This window comes from Pseudomonas sp. AC112 (assembly GCF_979253545.1).
Window position 1 is genome coordinate 1,817,006 of the sequence record NZ_CEEDCM010000001.1, and the last position, 15,277, is coordinate 1,832,282.

17 protein-coding genes and 1 pseudogene are annotated in these 15,277 nt (G+C 60.2%); 12 read left to right on the plus strand and 6 right to left on the minus strand.

The genetic code is table 11. The features are described from left to right. Positions 1-2: 2 nt before the first annotated feature. Positions 3-425 (minus strand): phasin family protein, encoded by a 423-nt coding sequence (locus tag AC0IYN_RS08510; RefSeq protein ID WP_406596800.1) that lies wholly within the window; start codon positions 423-425, stop codon positions 3-5. A 103-nt stretch (positions 426-528) separates the two neighbouring features. Further along, positions 529-804: a polyhydroxyalkanoic acid system family protein gene (locus AC0IYN_RS08515; protein ID WP_016979171.1), complete on the minus strand. Its 276-nt coding sequence runs from the start codon at positions 802-804 to the stop codon at positions 529-531. A gap of 144 nt (positions 805-948) precedes the next feature. Here AC0IYN_RS08515 and ubiE point away from each other — a divergent pair, with 144 nt between their 5' ends. The 12 genes and pseudogenes from ubiE (at position 949) to AC0IYN_RS08575 (ending at position 11,341) form a co-directional block, all read left to right on the plus strand. Continuing rightward, positions 949-1,719, plus strand: a complete 771-nt coding sequence (gene ubiE / locus AC0IYN_RS08520) for a bifunctional demethylmenaquinone methyltransferase/2-methoxy-6-polyprenyl-1,4-benzoquinol methylase UbiE (RefSeq protein WP_003171186.1) — start codon at positions 949-951, stop codon at positions 1,717-1,719. After that, a complete protein-coding gene (locus tag AC0IYN_RS08525) occupies positions 1,719-2,342 on the plus strand; it encodes a ubiquinone biosynthesis accessory factor UbiJ (RefSeq protein ID WP_406596799.1) in 624 nt (207 codons plus the stop codon). The genes ubiE and AC0IYN_RS08525 overlap by 1 nt, the downstream gene beginning before the upstream one ends. Next, positions 2,339-3,943, plus strand: a complete 1,605-nt coding sequence (gene ubiB / locus AC0IYN_RS08530) for a ubiquinone biosynthesis regulatory protein kinase UbiB (protein WP_471841061.1) — start codon at positions 2,339-2,341, stop codon at positions 3,941-3,943. Before AC0IYN_RS08525 ends, ubiB begins: the two co-directional genes overlap by 4 nt. 41 nt (positions 3,944-3,984) lie before the next feature. Beyond that, positions 3,985-4,377, plus strand: coding sequence for a phosphoribosyl-AMP cyclohydrolase (gene hisI / locus AC0IYN_RS08535; RefSeq protein WP_058423690.1), 393 nt, complete (start codon positions 3,985-3,987; stop codon positions 4,375-4,377). Between the two features lie 2 nt (positions 4,378-4,379). Further along, a complete protein-coding gene (locus tag AC0IYN_RS08540) occupies positions 4,380-4,712 on the plus strand; it encodes a phosphoribosyl-ATP diphosphatase (RefSeq protein ID WP_003209299.1) in 333 nt (110 codons plus the stop codon). Positions 4,713-4,738: 26 nt separating this feature from the next. Continuing rightward, positions 4,739-5,017 (plus strand): twin-arginine translocase TatA/TatE family subunit, encoded by a 279-nt coding sequence (locus tag AC0IYN_RS08545; RefSeq protein ID WP_003171180.1) that lies wholly within the window; start codon positions 4,739-4,741, stop codon positions 5,015-5,017. A gap of 10 nt (positions 5,018-5,027) precedes the next feature. Then, positions 5,028-5,432, plus strand: a complete 405-nt coding sequence (gene tatB / locus AC0IYN_RS08550; protein ID WP_406596797.1) for a Sec-independent protein translocase protein TatB — start codon at positions 5,028-5,030, stop codon at positions 5,430-5,432. Then, the gene (gene tatC, locus AC0IYN_RS08555; RefSeq protein WP_406596796.1) at positions 5,429-6,217 is read left to right on the plus strand and encodes a twin-arginine translocase subunit TatC; all 789 of its coding nucleotides are present in this window, start codon (positions 5,429-5,431) and stop codon (positions 6,215-6,217) included. Before tatB ends, tatC begins: the two co-directional genes overlap by 4 nt. Further along, entirely contained in the window at positions 6,214-6,921 is a 708-nt protein-coding gene (locus AC0IYN_RS08560; protein WP_078046484.1) for a 16S rRNA (uracil(1498)-N(3))-methyltransferase, read from the plus strand. The genes tatC and AC0IYN_RS08560 overlap by 4 nt, the downstream gene beginning before the upstream one ends. Positions 6,922-7,508: 587 nt before the next feature. Further along, a pseudogene (locus AC0IYN_RS08565) lies at positions 7,509-8,477 on the plus strand (methyl-accepting chemotaxis protein); the annotation flags it as partial. A gap of 144 nt (positions 8,478-8,621) precedes the next feature. Continuing rightward, positions 8,622-9,335: a methyl-accepting chemotaxis protein gene (locus AC0IYN_RS08570; protein WP_371857070.1), complete on the plus strand. Its 714-nt coding sequence runs from the start codon at positions 8,622-8,624 to the stop codon at positions 9,333-9,335. 98 nt (positions 9,336-9,433) lie between these two features. Next, positions 9,434-11,341, plus strand: a complete 1,908-nt coding sequence (locus AC0IYN_RS08575) for a methyl-accepting chemotaxis protein (RefSeq protein WP_406596795.1) — start codon at positions 9,434-9,436, stop codon at positions 11,339-11,341. Between the two features lie 99 nt (positions 11,342-11,440). On the opposite strand, the gene AC0IYN_RS08580 is transcribed toward AC0IYN_RS08575, so the two are convergent. The 4 genes from AC0IYN_RS08580 to AC0IYN_RS08595 all read right to left on the minus strand — a co-directional run bounded on the left by AC0IYN_RS08580 (position 11,441) and on the right by AC0IYN_RS08595 (position 15,127). Then, entirely contained in the window at positions 11,441-12,175 is a 735-nt protein-coding gene (locus AC0IYN_RS08580) for an amino acid ABC transporter ATP-binding protein (protein WP_406596794.1), read from the minus strand. Further along, on the minus strand, positions 12,168-13,127 hold the full coding sequence (locus AC0IYN_RS08585; protein WP_025858674.1) for an amino acid ABC transporter permease: 960 nt from the start codon (positions 13,125-13,127) through the stop codon (positions 12,168-12,170). The genes AC0IYN_RS08580 and AC0IYN_RS08585 overlap by 8 nt, the downstream gene beginning before the upstream one ends. Before the next feature lie 181 nt (positions 13,128-13,308). Beyond that, a complete protein-coding gene (locus AC0IYN_RS08590; RefSeq protein ID WP_078046480.1) occupies positions 13,309-14,106 on the minus strand; it encodes a transporter substrate-binding domain-containing protein in 798 nt (265 codons plus the stop codon). A 220-nt stretch (positions 14,107-14,326) separates the two neighbouring features. Next, positions 14,327-15,127: a transporter substrate-binding domain-containing protein gene (locus AC0IYN_RS08595; protein WP_457248078.1), complete on the minus strand. Its 801-nt coding sequence runs from the start codon at positions 15,125-15,127 to the stop codon at positions 14,327-14,329. Positions 15,128-15,277: the final 150 nt, after the last annotated feature.

The window sequence follows — 15,277 nt, forward strand, 5'->3', positions numbered from 1 at the left end:
CCTTAGTGTTTACGCGCGACACGTTCTAGCAATGTCGTCAGCTCTTCGAGCTTAGCAGAGAGTGTCTCAACGTCATGTTTAGACGCAATGCCGATTCGATTCAAGGCACTGGCAACACGAGTATCAAAAGCTTTTTCAACTTTATCCAGCTGAACTTCTACCAGACCTTTGACGGCGGAGACATTACTCTTTACTTGATCAATCTGACTGTTGGCGGCCTCAAGTTGTTCAACTGCAACTTTTTTGCCTTTACTTTCAACATGTTGACCAGTTTTAACCAGCTCTTTGAAGTAGTCGCCGCCCTCGCTTCCAACCTTGGCGTAGGCACCAAGACCCGCCAGCCAGATCTTGCGGGCGTAGGATTTAACGTCGCTCAGAGTAGTGGTCGGGGCGTCGATTTTTTTCTTCAGGATAACTTTGGCCATGGTGCACCTCACGCAGAATAGGGGGGAGGAACGGCCCACAGGAGTTGAGGGCTTGGGCACAAAGTAGGCTGGAAAATTAGAATCGGCACCCTAAGAACAACGGTCAGGCCAAGGCCTTATCCAGGGCTTTTTCGATTTCGGACTTGATGGTGCCACTCATGGCCGACATCAACAGGCCCAGTTCCACATCAATGCGCAGTGAATCGTCGGCGACTACTACAGTGCCTTTAACCCCCGAACGCTTGAGGTTCAAGGTATCGCCGGACCACGACGGCTCCAGGCCATATTGTTCCTTGAGTTTGTGCGCCAACTTGTCGGCCTTTGCCCGCGCGCCTTCTTTACCCAGGGAATGTGCGCGCTCAACGGTTATACGGGCCATTGCAATGACTCCTCTTTATAGGGACTTGGATACCTTCGATGCGGCAAAAGGTCTCGGTGACCCCCCATCTTACCTTCAGCCTTGCCAAGACAAAGCAGGTCGTGGGGATTATCATGTCCCGCATTCTCTTTTGGTGACAGCGATATGACTGATCAGCGCAAAGGCAGCGATGCCGAACCCACCACTCACTTCGGCTTCAAGAACGTCCCGGAAAGCCAAAAGGCGGAAAAAGTCGCTGAGGTGTTCCATTCCGTTGCGGCCAAGTACGACCTGATGAACGACGTGCTATCGGGCGGCATGCATCGCCTGTGGAAGCGGTTCACCATCGAGCTGTCGGGTGTTCGCACCGGCAACCGCGTGTTGGACATCGCCGGCGGCACAGGCGACCTGGCAGCCAAGTTCTCCAAGCTTGTCGGGCCTACCGGCCAGGTAGTCTTGGCGGACATCAACGGTTCGATGCTCAAGGTCGGCCGTGACCGCCTGCTCGACAAGGGTGTGGCCGGCAATATTGAGTTCGTCCAGGCCGACGCTGAAAAGCTGCCGTTTCCAGACAACCATTTCGACTGTGTGACCATCGCCTTCGGCCTGCGCAACGTGACCCACAAGGAGGACGCGATCCGCTCGATGCTGCGCGTGCTCAAGCCGGGCGGACGCCTGTTGGTGCTGGAGTTCTCCAAGCCGACCAATGCACTGATGTCAAAGGTCTACGACACCTATTCCTTTGCCTTCATGCCGTTGATGGGCAAGCTGATCACCAATGACGCCGAGAGCTATCGCTACCTGGCCGAATCGATCCGCATGCACCCCGACCAGGAAACCCTGAAGTCGATGATGGTAGAAGCCGGTTTCGACCGCGTGACCTACCACAACATGACCTCGGGCATCGTCGCCCTGCACCGTGGTATCAAGCCCTGATGCTGCTCAAAGGTCTTCTCGCCAGCGTTGAACACGGCCTCAACCGTGTGCTGCGCCTGGACAGCACCGCCCTGGCGCGGCTGGCGCACCTCAACGGCAAAGTCATTGCCGTCGACTGCCGCAGCCCCTCCTTGCAGCTGTTTATCCTGCCCAGCGATGAAGGCCTGATGCTCGCGACCCAATGGGCCGCCGACGCCGACTGCACCCTGCGTGCGCCGGCTTCGAGCCTGTTGCACCTGGCCCTGAGCCGCAACAAGACCGCCATCCTGCACAGCGACGAAGTGGAGCTGGAAGGCGACAGTTCGGTGCTGATGGACCTGGCCGCCGTACTGCAAGACCTGGAACTGGACTGGGAATACGAGCTGTCCCGCTGGATCGGCCCGGTGGCCACCCAGTTGATCAGCGGGCACCTGCGCAGCCGCTCGCGTTGGTACCAGCAGGGGTTTGCCAGCCTCAACCAGAACCTTGCCGAATACCTGAGCGAAGAATCGCGCACCCTGGTCGGAGAACGAGAAGCGCAAGCGCGCTTTCGTGAACTCGACAAGGCCAAAATCGACCTGGAACGCCTTGAGGCCCGCTTCGAGCGCCTGAGCCGTTCCCTTGATCCAAGCGATAACGCATGAAGCTGCTCGCCGTCCGCCGTTTGTTTCGTATCCAGCGCGTCGTAATCCGCTACCGCCTCGATGACCTGCTGTTCGCCCTGCCCCTGCCGTGGTTCCTGCTCGCTGTACGTTATGTATTGCCGTGGCGCTGGTTCCCGCGCAAACAGCTGGAACTGAGCCGTGGCGCGCGCCTGCGCCTGGCGTTGCAGGACCTGGGGCCGATCTTCATCAAGTTCGGGCAGATCCTCTCCACCCGCCGCGACCTGCTGCCTGAAGACATCGCGGACGAGTTGATGCTGTTGCAGGACCGTGTGCCGCCGTTCGACTCCCAGCAATCGATGAAGCTTATCGAGGAGCAACTGGGCAAGAAGATCAGCGACGTGTTCAGCCGCTTCGACGTCGACCCTCTGGCCTCGGCGTCGGTCGCACAGGTGCACGCAGCGCAACTCAAGACCGGCGAAGAAGTGGTGGTGAAGGTGATTCGCCCCGGCCTCAAGCCGATCATCGGCCAGGACCTGGCCTGGCTGTTCATCCTCGCCCGCGCTGCCGAGCGCTTCTCTGCCGATGCGCGCCTGCTGCACCCGGTGGACGTGGTCGCCGACTACGAAAAAACCATCTACGACGAACTCGATCTGCTGCGCGAAGCGGCGAATGCCAGCCAGCTCAAGCGCAACTTCGAAGGCTCGCCGCTGCTGTACGTGCCGCAAGTGTATTGGGACTGGTGCCGCCCGAAAGTGCTGGTGATGGAGCGCATCTACGGCGTACAGGTCACTGACCTCGCAACCCTGGCCGACCAGCGCACCGACATGAAGATGCTCGCCGAACGCGGCGTGGAGATCTTCTTCACCCAGGTATTCCGCGACAGTTTCTTCCACGCCGACATGCACCCAGGCAATATCTTTGTCAGCACCGTCAACCCGTGGAGCCCGCAGTACATCGCGATCGACTGCGGCATCGTCGGCAGCCTGACCCCGGAAGACCAGGACTACCTGGCCCGCAACCTGTTCGCCTTCTTCAAGCGTGACTACCGCCGCGTGGCGCAATTGCACATCGATTCGGGCTGGGTGCCGGCGGAAACCAAGCTCAACGAATTCGAAGCCGCGATCCGCACCGTGTGCGAGCCGATCTTTGAAAAACCATTAAAAGATATTTCATTCGGCCAGGTGCTGATGCGCCTGTTCCAGACTGCGCGGCGCTTCAATATGGAAGTGCAGCCACAGTTGGTGCTGCTGCAAAAAACCTTGCTGAACATCGAAGGCCTGGGCCGCCAGCTGTACCCGGACCTCGACCTGTGGAACACCGCCCAGCCGTTCCTGGAGCGTTGGATGCGCGAGCGGATGAGCCCGAAAACCGTGCTGGGCAACCTGCACAGCCAGATGGAACAACTGCCGCACCTGGCCAACATGACCCGCGACCTGCTGGAGCGCATGTCCCAGCCCCACGCCAAGGACCCGGCGCCGCCCTGGAAGCAGCGCAAGGATGACTGGTTCCTGCGCCTGCTGGGTGCTGCGCACCTGGTGGGCGGGGTGATGCTCGCCATCGGTGGCCCGCTGAACCAACTGGGCCACTGGCCGGCCGGCATCATGGTCGCCGTGGGTGTTTATCTGATCGTGCGTCGATAGCCAATCCGGTTATACACTGTCGCAAATTGCCGGAGCCGAACATGAAAGACTGGCTGGACGAGATCAAGTGGGACAGCGACGGCCTGGTGCCGGCCATTGCCCAGGACTACAAGACCGGGCGCGTATTGATGATGGCCTGGATGAACCGCGAGGCCCTGAGCCTCACCGCCACTGAGCAGCGCGCCATCTACTGGTCACGCTCGCGTGGCAAACTGTGGCGCAAGGGCGAAGAGTCCGGGCACGTGCAGACCCTGCACGAGATGCGCATCGACTGCGACGCCGACGTGGTGATCCTCATGGTCGAGCAGATCGGCGACATCGCCTGCCACACCGGCCGTCACAGCTGCTTCTATCGCGTGTTCGAGAACGGCGAATGGAAAGTCGTGGAACCGGTGCTCAAAGACCCGCACGCCATCTACTCGGCAGGACACTAGACATGAGCGATACCCTGAACCGCGTGGCCCAGGTGCTGGAAGACCGCAAAGGCGCAGATGCCGACAGCTCCTACGTCGCCAGCCTGTACCACAAGGGCTTGAACAAGATCCTGGAAAAACTCGGCGAAGAATCCGTCGAGACCATCATCGCCGCCAAGGACGCGCAGATCAGCGGTGATTGCAGCGATGTCATCTACGAGACCGCCGACTTGTGGTTCCATAGCCTGGTCATGCTCGCCCAACTGGGGCAGCACCCACAGGCTGTGCTGGATGAACTGGACCGTCGCTTCGGATTGTCCGGGCATGCCGAAAAGGCTTCGCGCCCGTCCGCCTGAATAACTAAGACTAGAGGATTTGCAGCATGGGCATTTTTGACTGGAAACACTGGATCGTCATTCTGGTGGTGGTGGTACTGGTGTTCGGCACCAAGAAACTCAAGAACCTGGGCACTGACGTGGGCGAGTCGATCAAGGGCTTTCGCAAAGCCATGAACGATGACGAAAAACCTGCCGACCCAGCTGCCAACCCTGTGCCTCCGGCCCAGCCTGTGCACCCGCAGGCCACCCAGCCGATCACCGAGCGTCGCACCTTCGACGTGCAGGCTGAGAAAGTCGAAGAGCCGACCCGCAAAGACTCGTGAGCACTGACTAATGTTTGGTATCAGCTTCTCTGAACTGCTCCTCGTCGGCCTCGTGGCCCTGCTGGTACTGGGGCCGGAACGCCTGCCCGGTGCTGCACGCACGGCCGGCCTGTGGATCGGGCGCCTGAAACGCAGTTTCAACGCCATCAAACAGGAAGTTGAACGGGAAATCGGCGCCGACGAGATCCGCCGGCAACTTCACAACGAGCACATCCTTTCGTTGGAGCAGGAAGCCCGCAAGATTCTGTCACCGGTGCAGGAGCCCGCCAAACCGGCAGAGCCTGTGGCCCAAAACAGCATCGCGCCTGTTGCCGAAGCCGCCCCCGTGGCACCGACCGCGCCCACCGAGCCTGCGCCGACGCCTGTTGCGTCGCCCGCGCCCCATGACCCTACATTGCCGCCGCGAGCCCCATGAGCGCTGATAAACCGGAAAACGACCAGCATATGCCGCTGGTCTCGCACCTCACCGAGCTGCGAACCCGCCTGCTGCGTTGCGTAGCGGCCATCTTCATCATCTTTGCCGGGTTGTTCGCCTTTACCCAGCAGATCTACACCTTCGTCTCCACGCCGCTGCGCCAGTACCTGCCGGCCGGTGCGACGATGATCGCCACCGATGTGTCATCGCCGTTCCTCACGCCGCTGAAGCTGACCATGATGGTCTCGCTGTTCCTGGCGATCCCGGTGATCCTGCACCAGATCTGGGGCTTTATCGCGCCGGGCCTGTATAAGCATGAGAAGCGCATCGCCGTGCCGTTGCTGGTGTCGAGCATCCTGCTGTTCTACACCGGCATGGCGTTCGCGTACTTCCTGGTGTTCCCGCTGATCTTCAAATTCTTCGCCGCCGCCACCCCGGCCGGCGTGGAAATGATGACCGACATCACCAGCTACCTCGACTTTGTGATGACGCTGTTCTTCGCCTTTGGCGTGGCCTTCGAAATCCCGGTGGCCGTGGTGCTGCTGGTATGGATCGGCGTGGTCAACGTGGCGTACCTGAAGAAGATCCGCCCGTACGTGATCATCGGCTGCTTTGTGGTCGGCATGATCCTTACGCCGCCGGACATCTTCTCCCAGACCCTGCTGGCCGTGCCGATGTGGATGCTGTTCGAAATCGGCATCCTGTTCAGCGGCTTGATCAGCAAGCGCGGCGAACACCCGGATGACCAGCGCGACGACGACCAGCCGCCAGCGACCCAGCCGTGAACCTGCTACTGCTCGAAGAGGCCGATTTTATCGCGGCCGACCGTGTGGTGCTGCGTGATCGGCGCCTGGTGCACATGCAGGAAGTCCACCGCGCCGCCGTTGGCGACAGCCTGCGCGTCGGCCGTATCGGCGGGCTGATGGGCAATGCGCAACTGGTACGCCTGGAAACCCGCGAAGCCGAACTGCAAGTCAGCTTCGACCAACCTCCCCCCACCAAACTGCCGCTGACCCTGCTGCTGGCCCTGCCACGCCCGAAAATGCTGCGCCGGGTACTGCAAACCGTGGCCGCCATGGGCGTGCCCAAGGTGGTGCTGGTCAACAGTTACCGGGTCGAGAAAAGTTTCTGGCAAACCCCATTCCTGGAGCCCGAGGCGATTCGCGAGCAACTGATCCTCGGCCTGGAGCAGGCACGGGACACAGTGTTGCCCGAAATCGTCATCGAAAAACGCTTCAAACCGTTCGTCGAAGACCGCCTGCCAGCCATGACCGAAGGCACCTTGGGCCTGATCGGCCACCCAGGCGATTACCCCGCGTGCCCGCGTGGGCTGGATGAGCCAGTGACACTGGCAATCGGCCCGGAAGGCGGCTGGATCCCCTACGAAGTCGACCTGCTGGCCAAAGCCGGGTTACAACCCGTGCAACTCGGCGCCCGCATCCTGCGCGTCGAAACCGCCGTCACCGCCCTGCTCGCCCGCCTCTTCTAATACCACCCCCCTGCAGGAGCCGGCATGCCGGCGATGTAGGCATCTACACGATTCTGAAGCACCCAGCGCTAACCACGGTGCGAAGCGAGCCGCTCTTGACCTTGATCTTGATCCTGCTTTTGATCTCAGGCGCCCCGTCAAACACGCTGGCCGGAATTCGACAGGGATTTGGGGGGTAAACCGGCAGGGATGCCGGTTTAGCCGCCCCGCGCCATGGATGGCGCGTGGCGGCGGCCCCCCAAATACCTGTCGGATTACGGGCACACCGAGCCTATGCGAGGTGCCGAGTGTTGGGGCAAGAGCCCTTTTGGTTACTTTTGGGGCTCTTTTCCAAAAGTGACCCGCCGTAAGGGCGGAACCAATACCAGCCGTTACCCAAATAACGGATATGTACACCGCACCACCGCCATCGCTGGCAAGCCAGCTGCTACAGAATGTTTCCAACCTGCCGATAACCTTTGAATAAGTCCAAGCCTTGTTCCAGGGGAGTTCGCAGCATGTATCGTTGGTTAGCCGAAAAGCTGGGGAATATCAGCGTCAAAACCAAACTCGGCGTGGGCTTCGGCCTGGTGTTGCTGTTGACATTAATGATCACCTTCACCGGCTGGACCGGCCTGAGCGATGTCATCAGTCGAGGCGACAAACTGGGCTATATCTCCAGCCTCACCGGGCTGACCAAAGACCTGCGCCTGGCGCGCCTGGACTTCGAAATGCGTCGAGGCGAACAAGGCACCGACGCGGTCAACGGCCTGCTCACGCAATTGGACAGCGGCCTGAAAAAAGCCGCCGAGCTGATCGAGCAGCCCGCCGACAAGGCCCTGGTGGAACAACAACAGGACGCCTTGAATCAATACAAAAAGGCCTTCGGCGCCATGGTCCAGGCCGGACTCAAGCGCGAAGGTGCACGCAGCAAGCTCGGCGACACCGCCGACAACGCCGTGGCCAAGATCAATGAAGTCGAGAAGTCCCTGCTGCAAGGCGACAGCGTCACCCAGTTCAATAGCGTGGTCGACCTGAGCAAGCTGATCCAGCAATCGCGCTTCCAGGTACGCGGCTACACCTACAGCGGCAAAGTCGAAGCTGAGCAACCGGCCCTGGATGCCATCGACAATGCCCTGAAGAAAATCACCGAGCTCGAAGGGCAACTGCCGGCGCAGTACCAGGCCAACCTGCAAGAGGCCAGCGTGTCGTTGCAGGCCTATCGCGCGGCGGTCAGCCAGTACCGCGACTCCCAAGTTGCCAGCGCAGCGGCATTGAAAATCATGACCGAGCAAGGCGATATCCTGCTCGGCCACAGTGAAAAACTCACCGCCTCGCAAACCGTGGTGCGCGACACCGACGCCGCACTGGCCAAGAACTTCCTGCTACTGGCCACGGTATTGGCGCTGGTCTTCGGCCTGATCGCCGCCTGGGCCATCACCCGCCAGATCATCATCCCGCTGAACCAGACGCTCCAAGTGGCTGAACGCGTGGCCTCAGGCGACCTGAGCCACAACCTGACCTCGGTGCGCCAGGATGAACTGGGCCAACTGCAACGCGCCATGCAGAGCATGACCGTCGGCCTGCGCGAGCTGATCGGGGGGATCAGCGATGGCGTCACCCAGATCGCCAGCGCCGCCGAGCAACTCTCGGCCGTGACCGAACAGACCAGCGCCGGGGTCAACAGCCAGAAGGTCGAGACCGACCAGGTGGCAACCGCCATGAATGAAATGGCCGCCACGGTGCAGGAAGTGGCGCGCAACGCCGAGGAAGCCTCCGAGGCTGCCGTGGCCGCCGACCAGCAAGCCCGTGAGGGCGACAAAGTGGTCGGTGAAGCCATCGCCCAGATCGAACGCCTGGCCACCGAAGTGGGCAACTCCACCGTCGCCATGGGTGATCTGAAGCGCGAAAGCGACAAGATCGGCAGCGTGCTCGACGTGATCAAGTCCGTTGCGCAGCAAACCAACCTGCTGGCCCTCAACGCCGCCATTGAAGCCGCACGCGCCGGGGAAGCCGGGCGCGGCTTCGCGGTGGTGGCCGACGAAGTGCGCAGCCTGGCCCAGCGCACGCAGAAGTCCACCGAAGAGATCGAGGAGCTGATCGTCGGCCTGCAAAACGGCACGCAGCAGGTCGCGACCATCATGGATAACAGCCGTGGCCTGACCGACAGCAGCGTCGAGCTGACGCGCCGTGCCGGCAGCGCCCTGGCTAGCATCACCCGCACAGTCTCGACCATCCAGGCAATGAACTCGCAGATCGCCACCGCCGCTGAGCAACAAAGCGCAGTGGCGGAAGAGATCAACCGCAGCGTGTTGAATGTGCGTGATGTCTCGGAACAAACCTCTTCGGCCAGTGAAGAGACCGCCGCGTCCAGCGCCGAGTTGGCTCGCCTGGGTATTTACCTGCAAACGCTGGTAGGGCGCTTCCGCATCTAACGAATAACTTGTGAAATTTCCTACGTAGTTATCAGCCCAGCTGTTCTCCGAATCGAATTAGCGTCTGCGCAACGCTTTTTCAGATTCGGAGGTTCACTATGTTTTCTCGGCTGACCCGCGTGCTGGTCGATGCCAGCGTCCGCCTCAAGCTCGCCGTGGGCTTTGGCCTGGTGCTGATCCTCAGCTTCGCCATCGCCATGACCGGATGGCAGGCCCTGAATGCGGTGCTGTTCCGCTCAAGCAACCTGACCGCCTTAAGCAAGGTGGCCATCATCGCTGAAGCCATGCGTGCGGACCGTATCGTTTACCGAACGCTCGCAGACACCAGCAGCCTGGGCAAAATGGAGCAGCAGATCGCACGCATCGATCAACATTTGGTCTACCTGTCGAACCACTTGAGGGACCCGACTGACCTGCAGCGTATCCAGGATGCCAAAGGCCTGGTCGCCTACTTCAAGACGGCACTCATTGAACTGCCCCCACTGATCGAACGGCGCGACACTATGCGACCGCCCCTGCATGCGACGGCGCTTCAGGCCAGTGATCGCCTCACACAATTGGCCAACGATTTACCCGATCAGCAAGACCAGCAAGCGCTGAATGCCATCGAAAACCTGCGCCAAGCCATGAAGCATGCCGAGGACCGCGCCCAGAGCCCCGCCTGGGCGGCCGAGTCGCTGCAAGCCTATGCCGAAGCCGTCAGCAACGCCCTCAACGCCCTGGACGTCGCCCAGGCTGCCTTGACTGACCTGCCGGCCGACTCCACGCCGCTCAAAGCCGACCTGGCGAACTATCGCGCACAGCTGATAGCGCTCAAGGACGCTCAACTCACCACCGAAACGGCGCAGAATCGGTTTGAACAGCAGCTCAACCAGCTGCTCGACCAGAACGACGCCGTCAGTCGGGCCCAGACCCTCATGCGCGACAGGGAAGCAGAGCAAACGCGAACCCTGCTCATCAGCGTCACGGTTGCTGCCCTGCTGCTCGGTACCCTGGCGGCCTGGTGGATCGCCCGCCAGATTGCCGTGCCATTACGCCAGGTACTCGTGTGCGCCAACCGCATCGCGCAAGGTGATCTCAGCCACGATATCCAGGTGGAGCGCCGCGATGAGTTGGGCCAACTGCAGCAAACTATCAGTGACATGACCCGCAATCTGCGCAGCCTCATCAGCGGCATCGACGACAGTGCCCGTCAGATCGCTAGCGCCGCCACGCAGCTATCGGCTGTCACCGCGCAGACCCGTACCGGTATCAACAACCAGAAAGACGAAACCGACCAGGTGGCGACCGCCATGAACGAAATGCTCGCCACCGCCCAAGAAGTCGCCCGGCACGCCGAGCAAGCGTCAGTCGCAGCGAATGAAGCCGATCTACAAGCCAACGCCGGGGACAAAGTGGTGACACAGGCCGTTGAGCAGATCGGCCAGCTCGCAAATGAGATGGCTCTTTCGGGCCATGCGATGCTCGCGTTGCAGCAAGAAAGCCAGAAGATCGGCAGTGTATTGGACGTGATCAAATCAGTGTCCCAGCAGACCAACCTGCTGGCGCTGAACGCCGCTATTGAAGCCGCCCGCGCAGGCTCTGCCGGCAAAGGCTTTGCGGTGGTCGCCGACGAAGTCCGCAGCCTGGCACAGCGCACCCAGGAATCGGCCGAAGAAATCGAAGGGCTGATCCAGGGACTGCACACCGGCACCCAACAGGTCGCCGATATCATGGAGAGCAGTCGCACCTTGACCGACTACAGCGTCGAACTGACCCGTGACGCGGGAGATGCCCTGGCGGCGATTGCCCGCACGGTCTCTGTCATCCAGGAAATGAACCCACAAATTGCTGCGGCCGCAGAGGAACAGAGCGCAGTGGCCGAAGAAATCAATCGCAGTGTGTTAAGGGTGCGGGACGTGTCGGAGCAGACAGCCGCCGCCAGCGAGGAGACAGCGACGGCGAGTGTTCAGCTGACGAAACTAAGCCTGGATTTGCAGACGCTGGTCGGCAGATTCAGGCTTTGAGCCCTGTGTCGCGCCTGTCACTGTGGTGAGCGAGCTTGCTCGCGCTGGGCCGAAAAGCAGCTCGAAAAGGCAAGCTTACTAACATGAGCGAACGCGAACCTAGAGAACCTGGCGCAGGAACGCTTGAGCCCGAGGGTCTTTCGGCGCATCAAAAAACTCGGCCGGGGCGGCATCTTCGAGCAATTTGCCGTGATCGAAGAACAACACCCGGTCCGCCACTTCGCGGGCAAAGCCCATTTCGTGGGTGACGCAGACCATGGTCATGCCTTCCAGGGCCAGGGTCTTCATCACATCCAGCACTTCGCCGACCATTTCCGGGTCAAGCGCCGAGGTGGGTTCATCGAAAAGCATCACCTTGGGCTCCATCGCCAGGGCACGGGCAATCGCCACCCGTTGCTGCTGGCCACCGGACAAGCGTGAGGGAAATTCGTTGGCCTTCTGCGCAATGCCGACCTTTTCCAGCAACGCCAGCGCCTTGGCTTCACGCTCCTTCTTGCCGCGCTTGCGCACGACTTTCTGCGCCAGGCACAGGTTTTCCAGCACGGTCATGTGCGGGAAGAGGTTGAAGTGCTGGAACACCATGCCGACTTCGCGGCGATAGGCGTTTACGTCGGTTTTCGGATCAGCCAGTTGCAGGCCATCGATGCTCACCGAGCCGGAATCGAATGCTTCCAGGCCATTGAGGCAGCGCAGGAACGTCGACTTGCCGGAGCCCGACGGGCCGATCACCACCAGCACTTCGCCCTTGGCCACCTGGGTGGTGACATGGTCCACCGCGCGGACCACGTGTCCACGGGTGTCGAAGACTTTTACCAGATCGCGGACTTCAATCACTTTGCGCGAGCCTCCGCTCAAGCCGGCTGGCCATTTTCGACAGCGGCAGGTTGATCAGCAGGTACAGGCCTGCGACACAGAACAGGATTTCAAACGGCGAGAACGAGGTGGTGATCACTTCGCGTCCGCTCTTGAGCAGCTCGGTAATCGCGATCACCGACACCAAGGACGTGTCCTTGACCAGGCTGATAAATTGCCCGGCCAGCGGCGGCAGCACACGCTTGAACGCCTGTGGCAATACCACATGGCGCATCGACTGGCTGGCACTCAGGCCCAGGGACCGCGCGGCTTCGTTCTGGCCGCGGGTGATGGACTGCACACCCGCGCGGACGATTTCCGCCACATAGGCGCCGGTAAAAAGCGACAGCGCGGCGATCCCGGCGAACTCCCGGGACAGGTTGAGCACCGTGCCGATGAAGAAATAGAAAATGAAGATCTGCACCAATAGCGGCGTTCCGCGCACCAGTTCGACGTAGATCGTCGACAGATCCCGCAACGTCGGGTTGCTGGACAAACGACACAAGCCAGTCGCCAGGCCAATCGCCAGGCCCAGGATGCCGGACACCACCGACAGCCACAGCGTGGTCCACAAGCCCCACATCAAGGGTCCCAACGCCCACTGCCGGGTCACACCGACGACATCGCCTTCGGCCACATCGTCACCGCGCGCCACTTGCAGGCTATTGTCGGCAACGGTCAGCTTTTGCTCGGCGCCGGCGTCGTTGCGCAGGGTCACCTCGGCCAGATCGCCCTTGCGCACCAATTCCACCACCGTGGAAATGTCAGCGGCGCGCTGGGAGGTCTCGGCCTGGTAGGCGAAGTATTGCGGTACGCGGTTCCAGCGCCACTCGTAGGACATCAACGAGGTGGCGTAGTACAAGGCGCCGGCCAGGCCGACCAACACGACCACGGTAAGCAGGTGCCAGGGCCATTGGGCTTTTTTCTGTTTCATTACTCAACATCCAAAAAAGTCTAAGGCAAGCGCCTTTGTGTAGTGAGCGGGCTTGCCCCGCGCTGGGTGGCGAAGCCGCCCTAAGACCAGACGCCGCGGTGTTTCAGAAAGACCGAGGTGTATGGATTTGGGGCGGCTTCGCCACCCAGCGCGGGGCAAGCCCGCTCACTACAAACCAGCCTTATTCCATGTCCTTGAGCCACTCGGAGCTCTTGAACCACTTGTCATGGATGCGATCGTAGGTGCCGTCGTTGCGGATCTGGTGCAAGAAGTTGTTGATGAAGTTGATGCTGTCGTAGTCGCCTTTCTTCAGGCCAAACGCCAGGGGCTCGAAGGTGAACGGTTCTTCCAGGAACACCAGCTTGCCATTACCGACTTTTTTCTCGGCAACCACGTTGTACGGCGCGTCATACACAAAGGCATCGGCCTTACCGTTGACCACGTCCAGCACGCCTTCCTGCTCGTTGTCGTAGCCGTGGTACTTGGCCTTGGAGATCAGTTTCTTGGCGACCATCTCACCGGTGGTGCCCAGCTTGGAGGTCAGGCGGTATTTCTCGTCGTTCAGGTCTTTGTAGGACTTGATGGTGCCTTCCAGGTCCTTGCGGATCAGCAGGGTCTGGCCGACCACGATGAAGGGTTCGCTGAAATTCAGGCGCAGGTTGCGTTCCTGGGTCAGGGTCATGCCGCTGCCAATCATGTCGAACTTACCGGTCAGGAAGGCCGGGATGATGCCGTCGTAGCCAGTGGAAACCAGCTCCAGCTTGACGCCCATGGACTTGGCCATGGCCTTGAGGATGTCGACTTCGAAACCGATGATCTCACCGCGCTTGTCTGTCATTTCGAACGGCATGTAGGTCGGGTCCATGCCGACTTTCAGCGTGCCGCGCTTGACCGCATCATCGATAGCACCCGCTTGGGCAGCAGTGGCCGCGACCAGCGCAGTGACGCCAAGCAGCAGCATCGAAAGATACTTTTTCATCATCAAGTCCCCTAAACGATTCTTATGAGATCGGCGCGCAAAAAGGGCTGCACCATTTCGGGGTGCGATCCTAACCCACTCGTCTCTCGTCACAAAGGTTTCACGGCTATTTGTTATCGGCGTATGTCGGAAAAGCCCCACAACGGTGCGGCAAAGCGCAGCGATAGACACATGGGCACAGGGCAACGGCAACGAATTCATGTGTAAGCAGTTATGACTTTCAGTCGATTTCAACCAGCCAGGCCGTGTCTTTAAACCACTTGTCGTGCAGCCGATCATAGGTTCCGTCCTGGGCCACTTGGTTGAGGAAGTGATTAATCCAGTTGAGGCTGTCGAAATCACCTTTTTTCAATCCGAACGCCAGGGGTTCGAAGGTGAAGGGTTGCTCAAGCGCCAGCAGCGCACTGTTTTCCGGGCGACTCATGGCGATCAGGTTGTAAGGCGCGTCATGGATAAAGGCATCGGCCTTGCCCAGCAGCAATTGGCGTACGCCTTCCTCGGGCGTCGCAAAACTGCTGATCCGGGCCGCGCCTAAAAAGCGTCGGGCGGCCGCCTCACCCGTGGTGCCTTCGGTGGTAGCAATCCGGTAACTGGCATCGTCGAGATCTTCGATACTGGTGACCTTGCCCAGAAACCTTGGGTGCAACAACACTGACTGGCCAACGACAATGAACGAATCGCTGAAATTCAGCTTGAGGTTGCGCTCTTGGGTGACCGTCATGCCGCTACCGATCAGGTCGAATTTTTTCGCCATCAACCCCGCCACCAACTCGGTGTAGGGCACGGATACCAATTCGAGTTCCACCCCCAGCGCCTGGCTCATGACCTTGAGCAAGTCGATTTCAAAACCGACGATGCGCCCCTGTTTATCCGTCATCTCGAAAGGCACGTAGGTGGGCGTGGTGCCGACCTTCAGCACGCCGCGTCGTACCGCGTCGTCAATCGCGCCGGCCTGTGCCAGCCCCATGTGAATCAATGCGACAGCGCTTATCAGCAGTGCCGAACAAAAACCTTTGCTCATGAATACCCCAGTGACACGTCAAATCCGGGGGCGATGCTAACTCAGTCCCAGGCACGGCAATACGCCTCGAACGAAGGTCTTTTGTTTCGAAATAGTTTATAAAAAACAAGGAATTAGCACAGGAAGGACGGAGCATAAAACGCTGTAGGA